This is a genomic window from Streptococcus sanguinis, from assembly GCF_019929225.1.
GTDB lineage: Bacteria > Bacillota > Bacilli > Lactobacillales > Streptococcaceae > Streptococcus > Streptococcus sanguinis_J.
On the sequence record NZ_JAHZPA010000003.1, the window covers coordinates 56,425 to 69,262 of the forward strand.

Genomic DNA, 12,838 nt, shown 5'->3' on the forward strand with positions numbered 1-12,838 from the left:
GGAATGTCTCAGGTATTGTTACCTTTAAACTTCAGTAAATTTAGAGAGTTGGCTGAGTTAAAATCCTCAATTGCTGTCAGGGAATACTTGCTAAGAAGATAGACTGTGTCACAGATTTTAAAGACTTCGGATAGGTTGTGAGAGGTCAGCAGAATGATTTTTTGTGTGCTGTATTCTTTTAACAGCTCATAGGCCGCAAATCGTCTCAGTTCATCAAGGCCATCCAGCAGTTCATCTAAGATAATAATATCACTTGGAAGGGATAGGACATAGAGGAATGCGAAGAGCTCTGTCATACCTAAAGAGTATTTGCCGATTTTTTTCTTTAAATAATCCGCTCCGCCCATCTTTTCTAGATTTTTCTGGAAAGCGATCTGTTCTTCCGAGCTTAGGAGCTGCAGATAGTCCTGAGCCGACAAGTGTTTATCAAAAATATCCAAATTAGGAATGTAGGCGACTTTTCCGCTTTGGAGTTGTCCTCTGAATCCATTGACTTCTCCATTAATCAGACTGAAGAGTGTACTCTTGCCAATACCGTTAGGGCCGATAATGCCGTATAGACCTGGGGCAGACAGCTCAAAACTTAAATCCTCAATTATAGCTGTGGTGAGATTTTTAATCCTTAATTCTGTCATGCTTTCCCCTCCTTTCGATAGTAGAAATTTTTATAGAGTCGATATGAGGCTAGTGTAAGAATCAGGCTCAGAGTTAGGAGGTAAAGAATCCCTATCAGAAAGGCATTTTTAGGAAGGATGTCAGCGTCGTTGAGGAGCTGGCCGTAACCCAGGTATTCAAAAGGAAAGAACTTTTTGAAGGGCTGGAACCATTCTTCCTGGGCCAAAGTCAGAAAACCAGTCAGGAAAACAATAACCAGACCAATGACAACTAGGCTTTTTTTGAAAATTAGAGCCAGAAACTGGCCCAGACTGGCCAGGAAGAGTAGAGCGACTAGGAAGAGAATGATTGTTTGCAAGCTAATCTGCCAGATAGGTACAATAGTTCGACCTAGCAGATAAGGATAGCTCCAGGTGCCAAAGCTGTCTAGCAGCCCCTTGGCTACATATAGGATAGAGAAGAGTAGGATAGTGGTCAGAAAGGTCACTAGGATAGGCACCAGCAGTTTAATGAGCAAATGCTTAAGTTTTCGGCCGCCCAGCAGCTGATAAAAACGAATCTGAGAGTTCTCAATCTCATTGCTAAGGGAATCTGCTATGAGGATTGTGAAGAGGACAAAGATGCTGGTAGAGGACAGCCAACCTGTCATGATGTGGCCTATGCTAAAGGCAGCTTCGCTTGTGTTATTGAGTGTAAGGTTCGGAGTTCCTCCGACTGCTTTCACAGCTTCTCTGTAGCGGATACTGGTCTTTAGATTTTGATAACTATAGGAGTTCTTATCTGTTATAGTGTCAAGCTGGGCCAGTAAACCCTGATATTCTAGCTGGCTAACTTTCTCCAGATCGTTTTTTTCTAAAGCAGCCAATTCTTCTGTTAGTATTTTTTCTTTTTCTTGTTCCTGACTAAGCTGTTGGGAGCGAACTTGATCGTCGGGATTCAGTTTGACTTGATCTTGTAAATTTTTCACCGATTGTTTGCTTTGTTGGAGCTGCTCTCTGATAAAAGCCAAATTGCTGTCAAAACTCTGCTTGTTTATTGTTGTTTGGTAAAAGGCAAATAGGCCCAAAAAGATTACTGCCAGCAGGATTAGGCAGATTTTGTTTTTAGGACTTTTTAGAAAGCGTTTGAGTTCAAAATGAAAGAATTCCATATATATACCTCGCACAAAAGTAACATAGAGGCTATAATGATAGCCTCTATGTTAGCTATTAATAAATCTTATAGTGATAGACATAAAGAAATGCTGGATTAATTCCTTCATACCGGTTAATACGTTCTACGTTGGATACACGAAAACCTGTATGGTAATACAAATTCATCCAAGAATAAGATGTTCGAGTGATTCCACCCATAACAAGATGGATTTCATATTTAGTGTGTATAACTGTGGCTACGTTAGCAGCTGATACGCTATTTTTCGCACCTATACCAAGCAGAGTTGCAAGAATTGCAATCAACAAAGCATTTTTCTTAACTTTTTTAATCATTATATTTATTCTCCTTTCAACAAATATAAAAGTGTTTGTCTAGACATTTATTATTGTACCATAATTTATATCCATTGTAAAGCGCTTTCTTGTATAAAAATTAAAGTTTTTGGTTTTTTATACAAGAAATAATTAAGAAAAAAATATTTCCTGAAATAAGATGAAAGAATTTGAAATAAATGATGCCTTCTGTTAATCTTAATGAAATCAGTTGCAATTTCAATCAATTAATTATATAATAGAGACGTTGAAAGGTGATTTGTAGCAACTCAAGTTACTCTTTTCACATAAAAATTTTTTGATTTTCATAAGGAGGAAATCACGAATGGTAGTTAAAGTTGGTATTAACGGTTTCGGTCGTATCGGTCGTCTTGCTTTCCGTCGTATCCAAAACGTAGAAGGTGTTGAAGTTACTCGCATCAACGACCTTACAGATCCAGTAATGCTTGCACATCTGTTGAAATATGACACAACTCAAGGTCGTTTCGATGGTACTGTTGAAGTTAAAGAAGGTGGATTTGAAGTTAACGGTAAATTCGTTAAAGTTTCTGCTGAACGTGACCCAGAACAAATTGACTGGGCTACTGACGGTGTAGAAATCGTTCTTGAAGCAACTGGTTTCTTTGCTAAGAAAGATGCTGCTGAAAAACACCTTAAAGGTGGTGCTAAGAAAGTTGTTATCACTGCTCCTGGTGGAAATGACGTTAAGACAGTTGTATTTAACACTAACCACGACGTTCTTGATGGTACTGAAACAGTTATCTCAGGTGCTTCATGTACTACAAACTGCTTGGCTCCAATGGCTAAAGCACTTCAAGACAACTTCGGTGTTGTTGAAGGATTGATGACTACTATCCACGCTTACACTGGTGACCAAATGATCCTTGACGGACCACACCGTGGTGGTGACCTTCGTCGTGCTCGCGCTGGTGCTGCAAACATCGTTCCTAACTCAACTGGTGCTGCTAAAGCTATCGGTTTGGTTATCCCAGAATTGAACGGTAAATTGGACGGATCTGCACAACGTGTTCCAACTCCAACTGGTTCAGTTACTGAATTGGTTGCTGTTCTTGAAAAGAACGTAACAGTTGATGAAGTAAATGCAGCTATGAAAGCAGCAGCTAACGAATCATACGGTTACACAGAAGATCCAATCGTATCTTCAGATATCGTAGGTATGGCTTATGGTTCATTGTTCGACGCAACTCAAACTAAAGTTCTTGATGTTGACGGCAAACAATTGGTTAAAGTTGTATCATGGTACGACAACGAAATGTCTTACACTGCACAACTTGTACGTACTCTTGAATACTTCGCGAAAATTGCTAAATAATTCAATAGTAGAAGAAAGAGGCTCATTTGAGTCTCTTTTTCTGTGCACTGTTTTACGAGAATTATCTGAAACAGGGCTATGGGAATATACAGCTCTATTTCCTATTCTTTATTAGTTATATAGAAAGTCAGTTCTGATGCATCTGTCCATTTTTCTAAATACTTCAAGGAGATATTTTGCGGTATGAGAAGCTAAGCATAGTTTTCTTAAAGAAAACTATACCAATTTTATACTTGACAAACCAAAAAACAGTGTGTATACTATCTTTGTTGAAGTTATTTAACTTCAAGAAAACTATACCAATTTTTAATAAGAAGGGCTGGTTTCTAAAATATAGGAAATCAGAAGTAATGTTATGTGTGGAATTGTCGGAGTTGTTGGAAATCGCAATGCAACTGATATCTTGATGCAGGGCTTGGAAAAGCTGGAATACCGTGGTTATGACTCGGCTGGAATTTTTGTAACAACAGGGAAAACTTCTAGTCTGGTCAAGTCAGTCGGTCGTATCGCTGACCTACATGCTAAAATTGGCATCGATGTTGCTGGGACTACTGGTATCGGACATACTCGTTGGGCTACTCATGGAAAACCTAGTGAAAACAATGCCCATCCTCATACTTCACAGACAGGCCGTTTTGTCTTGGTTCACAACGGTGTGATTGAGAACTACCTTGATATCAAGAATACTTACTTAGCTGATCATGACTTCAAGGGTCAGACAGATACGGAGATTGTTGTGCACCTGATTGGCAAATTTGCTGAAGAAGAAGGCTTATCTGTTTTAGAAGCCTTTAAAAAAGCTCTCCACATTATCCGTGGTTCTTATGCCTTTGCTTTGGTAGATTCAGAAGATGCAGATGTTATCTATGTTGCTAAAAATAAATCTCCACTTCTAGTCGGATTGGGTGATGGCTACAATATGGTCTGTTCAGATGCCATGGCCATGATTCGCGAGACAAATCAGTTTATGGAAATTCATGATCAAGAGCTGGTTATTGTCCGTAAAGACAGTGTGGAAGTACAGGATTATGATGGGAATATTCTGGAGCGTGAAAGCTATACAGCTGAGCTTGACTTATCCGATATTGGTAAGGGGACTTATCCATACTATATGCTCAAGGAAATCGATGAGCAGCCAACTGTGATGCGTAAGCTAATCAACACATACTCTGATGAGAATCAACAGATGGTCGTGGATCCTGAGATTGTTAAAACGGTTCAGGAAGCTGATCGAATTTATATCATTGCAGCTGGAACTTCTTATAATGCAGGTTATGCTTCTAAAACGATGCTAGAAGAATTAACTGATACACCTGTAGAGCTAGGAATTGCCTCTGAATGGGGATATGCTATGCCACTTTTGAGTAAAAAACCTTTGTTTATTTTGCTCAGTCAATCTGGTGAAACTGCTGATAGTCGTCAAGTTTTAGTTAAGGCTAATGAAATGGGAATTCCAAGCTTAACTGTGACTAATGTTCCAGGCTCTACTCTTTCTCGTGAAGCAACTTATACTATGTTATTGCATGCCGGTCCAGAAATTGCCGTAGCTTCAACGAAGGCTTATACAGGACAAGTAGCGACTCTAGCATTTCTTGCTAAAGCAGTTGGAGAAGCTAATGGTAATGAAAAAGCAAAAAATTTCGATTTAGTGCGTGAACTTTCAATTGTAGCTCAGTCTATTGAGTCGACTCTTTCTGAAAAAGAGTTAATTGAAGAAAAGGTTCGTGGACTCTTGGAAACGACACGTAATGCTTTCTATATCGGGCGCGGTCAAGACTATTATGTAGTTATGGAAGCTAGCCTCAAGCTTAAGGAAATTTCTTATATTCAATGTGAAGGTTTTGCGGCTGGAGAGCTCAAACATGGAACCATCTCTTTAATAGAAGATGGTACACCTGTTATTGCGTTGATTTCTGACAATCCAACCGTTGCTTCTCATACTCGTGGGAATGTTTCTGAAGTAGTAGCTCGTGGTGCTAATGTTCTGACTATTGTGGAAGAAGGAATAGAAAAAGAAGGGGATGATATTATTGTCAACAAAGTTCATCCATATCTATCTAGTATTTCTATGGTTATTCCTACTCAATTGATTGCTTACTACGCTTCACTTCACCGTGGACTAGATGTAGATAAGCCGCGCAATTTGGCTAAGGCCGTTACAGTTGAATAATAAATAGATGAACAATAGGCGTAAGACTGGGAGGGTTATCTCTTAGATTTTACAGCCTATTTTTTATAACTCATAATTTGAATTTTTGATGCGATTTTCAGTACATTTTATATTGTTATATGGCAAAATAAAGAGAATTTTGTGACAAAAGTTGATTTTTTGGCACAAAATCTGTGACAAAGCTTTAGTTTTAAGCGTTTTCATTTTTGTATATACTAGATTTAAAGAAAAGGAGGAAAATCCTAATGGAAGAAAAAGTATCTTTGAAGGTTAGAGTTCAAAAACTGGGAACATCGCTTTCAAACATGGTTATGCCCAATATTGGGGCTTTTATTGCTTGGGGAGTGTTAACTGCCCTCTTCATTCCTGATGGTTATCTACCAAATGAGCAACTGGCTGCTATTGTTAGTCCTATGTTGACTTATCTACTGCCGACTCTAATTGGTTACACGGGCGGTTATGTAATTCATGGACAACGTGGTGCCGTCGTAGGGGCTATTGCTACTGTTGGTGCGATCACAGGTTCTAGTGTTCCTATGTTTATCGGAGCTATGGTAATGGGGCCACTGGGAGGCTGGGCTATCAAGAAATTTGATGAGAAGTTCCAGGAAAAAATTCGTCCTGGCTTTGAAATGTTAGTTAATAACTTTTCAGCTGGTCTAGTTGGTTTTGCATTACTGCTTTTGGCTTTCTACGCAATCGGTCCAGTGGTATCGACTCTTACTGGAGCTGTTGGAAATGGTGTTGAGGCTATTGTCAATGCTAAACTTCTACCTTTGGCAAACATTATCATCGAACCAGCAAAGGTACTTTTCCTTAACAATGCTCTTAATCATGGAATCTTTACACCTCTAGGAGCTGAGCAAGTATCTCAAGCTGGTAAATCTGTTCTCTTCCTCTTAGAGGCTAATCCTGGACCAGGTCTGGGTATTCTCTTGGCTTACGCCTTGTTTGGTAAAGGTTCTGCGAAATCTTCTTCTTGGGGAGCAATGGTTATCCATTTCTTCGGTGGTATCCATGAAATATACTTCCCTTATGTTATGATGAAGCCTGTTCTTTTCCTAGCTGCGATTGCTGGAGGTGTGTCAGGTACCTTTACATTCCAATTTTTAGATGCTGGTCTTAAATCTCCAGCTTCTCCTGGATCTATCATCGCGATTATGGCTATGGCTCCAAAAGGTATGTGGCCTCATCTTAATGTCCTGCTTGGGGTATTAGTGGGAGCAATTGTCTCTTTCCTTGTAGCAGCTCTTATCCTACGTGCAGATAAGTCGACTGATGATTCGTTAGAAGCTGCTCAAGCTGCTACTCAAGCTGCAAAGGCTAAATCTAAGGGGCAAGTAGTTCCAGTTGCTATAGATACAAACATTTCAAGAGATTCAGTAGAGAAAATTATTTTTGCTTGTGATGCTGGCATGGGAAGCTCTGCGATGGGAGCTAGTATTCTCCGTGATAAGGTTAAAAAAGCAGGTCTGGGAATTCCAGTATCTAATCAGGCCATCTCAAACTTGGTTGATACACCAAAAACATTAATTGTTACTCAGGAAGAACTGACACCAAGGGCTAAAGGCAAGAGTCCAAGTGCTATTCATGTTTCTGTTGATAATTTCTTAGCGTCCCCTCGTTATGATGAAATTGTAGCTTCATTAACAGGAGCTTCTCCAATAGCAGAAATTGAAGGAGATATACCAACTTCAGCACCAGTAGATAGTCAGGAAATTGACCTTAACCATATTGATGCTGTAGTAGTTGCTTATGGTAAAGCACAAGGATCTGCAACTATGGGCTGTGAAACGATTCGGGCTATCTTTAGAAACAAGAATATTCGTATTCCAGTTTCTACTGCCAAAATTTCAGAATTAGGTGAATTTAATTCTAAAAACATAATGATTGTAACAACTATTGCTTTACAGGCAGAAGTGCAACAAGCAGCACCGAATTCTCAATTTCTTATTGTGGATAGTTTAGTAACAACACCAGAATATGATAAAATGGTTGCTAGAATGTATAAATAGAACTAGAGGTTTCTAAATTACGAATGCTATTAACCAAACGAGAAGAACAATTATTGAAGGCTTTCCTACATGTAGGGAAGCTTTCAATGCAAGACATGACTGAAATCTTACAGGTCTCATCTAGAACAATTTATCGGACTTTATCAGATTTGACAGATAGCATAGAGCACTATGGGATTGAAATAACGAAGCATGGGAAATACTATATTTTGACTGGCGAACTGGACGATCTACCAACAGAACTTGAAGTGTTAGTTGAGTATAGTCCCCAAGAAAGACAAGAGTTGATTACCTATCGCCTTCTGACTGAGAATGGTTTTGTCACCAATGAAGCCTTGCAAGAGTGCACGAAAGTCAGTAATGTAACTATTATTCAGGATATTTCAGATATTGATAAGCGTCTTTTAGACTTTGATCTGAAAATTGAACGGCAAAAGGGTTATCGGATTTCTGGTGATTCAGTTAGTAAGAGAAGATTTTTGGCTATTTTACTGACAAACTGTATCTCAGTGGCAGATTTTTCAACCAGCAATTTTGGAAGCTTTGATATTTTAGAAGCAGATAGAACTCGGCTAGCCAGTCAGATTGTTAATAAGCAACTGTCAGGTTTTCCAGATATGGATGCTAGGATGAAGATGTTTTTTGCAATCTTGTTATCTCTTATAGGTCAGGAGCAAAACATTGAAAATTTGCCTAATACTAGTAAGCAAGCTTTGGAGATTTCTCAAAAAATTTTTCAAGCTTACTCTAAGCAGACTGAGCAATTTTATAGTATTCAGGAAATTATCTATTTTGCGAGCATCTTGGATGAATTAATCATTAAACGTCAGGAAAATCCGCTCTTTACGGAGAAATTTGATGGTGAATTTTTCTACAATATTTCAAATCTGATTGATACGGTTTCCATGTACACCAAGATTGACTTTTTTAAGGACAAGGTTTTATTCAATTTTCTTTTCCATCATATTCGGCTCAGTTTAGGCGTCCCTATTCTTTTTCAGGGTGAAAATTTACCAGAATCTGTCCAGCTTTTAGTTGAAAGAAATAAATTTCTTTATACAGTCATCAGTCTTTTGGTGAATGATATTTTTCCGAAATACCTTCATACAGAGTATGAGTATGGCATGATTGCCCTACATTTTATCTCTAGCTTAGGTCGCAGTCCAGAGATTTATCCAGTCCGTATTTTGCTTTTAACGGACGAACGTCGGGTCACTAGAGATTTATTAGTCAGTAAAATTAAGAGTGTTGCTCCTTTCGTAGAGTGGATAGATATTCAGTCTCTAGCAGACTATCATAGTATTGATCTCAGTCAGTATGATTATATTTTATCTACCAAGCCACTGGCTAATCAGGACATTGATGTAATTTCTAGTTTTCCAACCGTCAAAGAATTGCTTGAACTGCAGGAACGGCTTCAGTATGTACAGGCACATCGCACGATTGTCGCGCGTGATGCTATCGTTCCGGAGAAAAGTTATGACTTGCAAGATTATTTGATATCTAGTAGTCAGCTTTTGAGTCAATTTGAGCTGGTACAATTGGAGAATGAGCAATCATTTGAGCGCACGGTAGAACAAATCATCCAATATCAGAAGAATGTGAGTGACTGTGATTATCTAACAAGAAAATTATTATCACACTTCCATAATAGTCCTATGGCTATTCCTAATACTGGTCTGGTACTTTTGCATAGTCAGTCTAACAAGGTAACAACAAATAGTTTTACTATGTTTGAACTCAAACTACCTATCTCCGCATTGTCAATGAAACGAGAGGAAGAAGAGGTCAAAAGGTGTCTGCTAATGCTTATGTCTAAGGAGGCTAGCGAGGAAGTGAGAGATTTAATGACAGCTATCAGTCAGTCGATTATTGAAAATCATCTCTATACAGAGATTTACAAGACGGGAAATCAATCCATTATTTATCAGATGCTAAATACTATTTTTAACGAAAAAATTAAGAAATTGGAGAACTAACATGAAACTTGAAAAACATTTGATTAAGCTTAATAAACAATTTTCTAACAAGGAGGAAGCTATCCGTTATTGTGGGGAAGTTCTTTATGAGGGTGGATATGTTAATGAAGACTATATTGAAGCCATGATTGAGCGTGATAAAGAGCTATCTGTTTATATGGGTAACTTTATCGCCATACCACATGGAACAGATGCAGCAAAAAAGGATGTCCTCAAGTCTGGTATTACAGTCGTTCAAGTCCCTAGAGGGATTGACTTTGGGAATGAATCTAACCCTCAAGTGGCAACAGTTCTTTTTGGTATTGCTGGTATTGGTAATGAACACTTAGAAATTATTCAGAAAATTTCTATCTTCTGTGCAGATGTAGATAATGTTCTTAAATTAGCAGATGCTCAGTCAGAAGAGGAAGTATTGCGTTTACTTGATGATGTTGAATAATCGAATTTCTTCATTTATCATCTAGTATATATGTCCCTCAAACAAGAAAAGGAGAAATTCAATGAAACATGCTGTTCATTTTGGTGCCGGCAATATCGGTCGAGGTTTTATAGGTGAAATTCTATTCAAAAATGGTTTTCATATTGATTTTGTGGATGTCAATAATCAGATAATTCATGCTCTAAATGAAAAGAACAAGTATGAAATTGAAATTGCACAGGAAGGACAGCCCCGCATAGAGATAGCTAATGTGGCTGGCATTAATAGTAAGGAACATCCTGAGCAAGTTATTGAAGCGATTCAAAAGGCGGATATCATTACTACTGCAATCGGACCTAATATACTCCCTTTTATCGCTGAACTTCTAGCTAAGGGAATCGAAGCTCGACGGGCTGCAGGAAATACGCAAGCATTGGATGTTATGGCCTGTGAAAATATGATTGGCGGATCTCAATTTCTCTATCAAGAAGTCAAGAAATATTTAAGTCCGGAAGGTTTGACATTTGCTGAGAACTATATAGGTTTTCCAAATGCTGCAGTAGACAGGATTGTTCCAGCACAAAGTCACGAAGATCCTCTTTTTGTTGTGGTCGAGCCCTTTAATGAATGGGTCGTGGAAACCAAGCGTCTTAAAAATCCAGATTTACGTCTAGAAGATGTTCATTATGAAGAAGATTTGGAACCTTTTATTGAGCGAAAACTTTTTTCAGTCAATTCTGGCCATGCAACTTCAGCTTACATTGGTGCTCATTATGGTGCCAAGACAATTTTGGAAGCTCTCCAGAATCCTGATATCAAGTCTCAGATTGAAGCCGTTTTAGCTGAAATTCGCAGTCTCTTGATTGCCAAATGGAACTTTGATAAAAAAGAGTTGGAAAATTATCACAAAGTCATTATACAACGTTTCGAAAATCCTTTCATAGTGGATGAGGTTAGCCGGGTAGCTCGTACTCCAATACGCAAATTAGGATACAATGAACGCTTTATTCGACCGATTCGTGAGCTGAAAGAACGCGGTTTGTCTTATGAAAACCTACTTAAAACAGTTGGCTATGCCTTTGACTATCGCGATGTAAATGATGAAGAAAGTGTTAAATTAGAACAACTTTTAAGCAATGAGCCAATCAGAGAAGTTGTTGTTCAAGTTACAGGTTTAGACGATAAAGAATTGATTAATCAGATTGTAGAGCTGATATGAAGTTAATTAGTGCCCCCCAAATAAAATGATAGCTGATGATCTTTAGTTCATCAGCTATCATTTTATTGTTGTCAGTTAATTTATCTTTTATTTACAATTTCAGAGAGAGTATTGTGGCGCCCGGTGCCAAGGTGCTGACCATTGCTGAGGAGAATGTTGCCAAAGAAGGTGACGATATCGTGCTCAGTCAGGTTCATCCATACCTGTCACCAATCTCTATGGTGGTGCCGACACAGCTCATTGCTTACTTTGCAACCTTGCACCGTGGTCTGGATGTAGACAAACCGCGTAATCTGGCTAAGTCTGTCACTGTAGAATAAGCTTTCTAACGAATCTTGATAATAATACTAAGCCTCAGATTTTTCTGGGGCTTTTGGTATGGTATTTTGGTGACGATGCTCTTTGGAAGTCTCTTTCGACCATGGCAAAGCCATGCTGACGACAGTCATCCTATTTCATACAGATGGACAAATAGGATGAGCATCATTTTTGTATATATCACTAATTAGTTATAAAATATTTTTATCTTAAATATCAGGAGGACAAAAACATGGTGGAATTAGGTATTTCTACTTTTGGAGAGACAACGCCGCTGGAGGGGACAGGGCAGACCTATACTCATGATGAGCGGATTCGGCAGCTGGTAGCAGAGATTGAACTGGCAGACAAGGTGGGGCTGGACGTGTATGGTATTGGAGAGCATCACAGGGAGGACTTTGCGGTCTCTACGCCGGAGATTGTGCTGGCGGCTGGTGCAATCAAGACGGAGAAGATTCGCTTGACCAGTGCTGTCAGTGTCCTGTCGAGCTTGGATCCTATCCGAGTCTACCAGCAGTATGCGACGATTGATGCTTTGTCAAATGGCAGAGCAGAGGTCATGGCTGGCCGTGGCTCTTTTATCGAGTCCTTTCCGCTTTTTGGCTATGACTTGAAGGATTATGAAGAGCTTTTTGATGAAAAGCTGGACCTGCTCCTCTATGCTAGTGCCGAGACTCGGCTAAATTGGAAGGGCAAGCTGACGCAGACTATTGACAATCGGGAAGTCTACCCACGGGCGGTGCAAGAAACATTGCCAGTTTGGGTAGCGACGGGGGGCAATGTCGAGTCCACCATTAAGGTCGCCCAGAAGGGCCTACCTATTGCGTATGCCATTATCGGTGGACAGCCTAAGCGCTTCAAGCCCCTGCTGGATGCGTATCGCCGGATTGGGCAGGAAAGTGGCCACTCAGATGAAAAGTTGAAGATCGCTGCCCACTCTTGGGGCTGGGTCATGGAGGATAATGAGGAGGCGGTCCGGACTTACTTCCATCCGACCAAGCAGGTAGTGGACGCTATCTCTAAGGACCGCCCTCACTGGCGGGAGATGACCTATGAGCAATACCTGGATCAGGTAGGACCAGAGGGGGCCATGTTTGTCGGTAGCCCTGAAAATGTCGCTCAGAAATTGATCAAGATGATAGAGGAGCTGGGACTGGACCGCTTCATGCTGCATCTGCCGTTGGGATCGCTTCCGCATGAGCAGGTTCTCCAGTCTATCGAACTCTTTGGCACCAAGGTTGCACCGCTCGTGCGGGAGTATTTTGCAGCTAAGGGTAAGTAAGA

At 39.7% G+C, this 12,838-nt stretch carries 10 protein-coding genes and 1 pseudogene; 8 read left to right on the forward strand and 3 right to left on the reverse strand.

The annotated features are described in order from the left end of the window. Window positions 1-8: 8 nt before the first annotated feature. From K1I80_RS06545 to K1I80_RS06555, 3 genes are read right to left on the reverse strand one after another with little or no spacing between them, the layout of a single operon-like run. Complete coding sequence (locus tag K1I80_RS06545; protein WP_223313775.1) at window positions 9-635, reverse strand: ATP-binding cassette domain-containing protein; 627 nt, start codon at window positions 633-635, stop codon at window positions 9-11. Further along, window positions 632-1,765, reverse strand: coding sequence for an ABC transporter permease (locus K1I80_RS06550; RefSeq protein ID WP_227968225.1), 1,134 nt, complete (start codon window positions 1,763-1,765; stop codon window positions 632-634). The genes K1I80_RS06545 and K1I80_RS06550 overlap by 4 nt, the downstream gene beginning before the upstream one ends. 58 nt (window positions 1,766-1,823) lie before the next feature. After that, on the reverse strand, window positions 1,824-2,102 hold the full coding sequence (locus K1I80_RS06555; protein WP_223313777.1) for a hypothetical protein: 279 nt from the start codon (window positions 2,100-2,102) through the stop codon (window positions 1,824-1,826). Between the two features lie 325 nt (window positions 2,103-2,427). Between K1I80_RS06555 and gap the strand changes: the two genes are divergently transcribed. The 8 genes and pseudogenes from gap (at window position 2,428) to K1I80_RS06595 (ending at window position 12,836) form a co-directional block, all read left to right on the forward strand. Beyond that, window positions 2,428-3,435, forward strand: coding sequence for a type I glyceraldehyde-3-phosphate dehydrogenase (gene gap / locus K1I80_RS06560; protein ID WP_000260681.1), 1,008 nt, complete (start codon window positions 2,428-2,430; stop codon window positions 3,433-3,435). 355 nt (window positions 3,436-3,790) lie between these two features. Continuing rightward, window positions 3,791-5,605: a glutamine--fructose-6-phosphate transaminase (isomerizing) gene (gene glmS, locus K1I80_RS06565; protein WP_223313778.1), complete on the forward strand. Its 1,815-nt coding sequence runs from the start codon at window positions 3,791-3,793 to the stop codon at window positions 5,603-5,605. Window positions 5,606-5,850: 245 nt separating this feature from the next. Further along, window positions 5,851-7,620, forward strand: a complete 1,770-nt coding sequence (locus K1I80_RS06570) for a PTS mannitol-specific transporter subunit IIBC (protein ID WP_223313779.1) — start codon at window positions 5,851-5,853, stop codon at window positions 7,618-7,620. A gap of 23 nt (window positions 7,621-7,643) precedes the next feature. Continuing rightward, entirely contained in the window at window positions 7,644-9,599 is a 1,956-nt protein-coding gene (locus tag K1I80_RS06575) for a BglG family transcription antiterminator (protein WP_223313780.1), read from the forward strand. 1 nt (window position 9,600) lies between these two features. Then, the gene (locus K1I80_RS06580) at window positions 9,601-10,038 is read left to right on the forward strand and encodes a PTS sugar transporter subunit IIA (protein ID WP_049520817.1); all 438 of its coding nucleotides are present in this window, start codon (window positions 9,601-9,603) and stop codon (window positions 10,036-10,038) included. Window positions 10,039-10,099: 61 nt separating this feature from the next. Further along, a complete protein-coding gene (locus K1I80_RS06585; protein WP_223313781.1) occupies window positions 10,100-11,236 on the forward strand; it encodes a mannitol-1-phosphate 5-dehydrogenase in 1,137 nt (378 codons plus the stop codon). A gap of 59 nt (window positions 11,237-11,295) precedes the next feature. Then, window positions 11,296-11,556 (forward strand): annotated as a pseudogene (locus K1I80_RS06590) (glutamine--fructose-6-phosphate transaminase (isomerizing)); the annotation flags it as partial. Between the two features lie 230 nt (window positions 11,557-11,786). Continuing rightward, window positions 11,787-12,836: an LLM class flavin-dependent oxidoreductase gene (locus K1I80_RS06595; RefSeq protein ID WP_223313782.1), complete on the forward strand. Its 1,050-nt coding sequence runs from the start codon at window positions 11,787-11,789 to the stop codon at window positions 12,834-12,836. Window positions 12,837-12,838 lie beyond the last annotated feature (2 nt).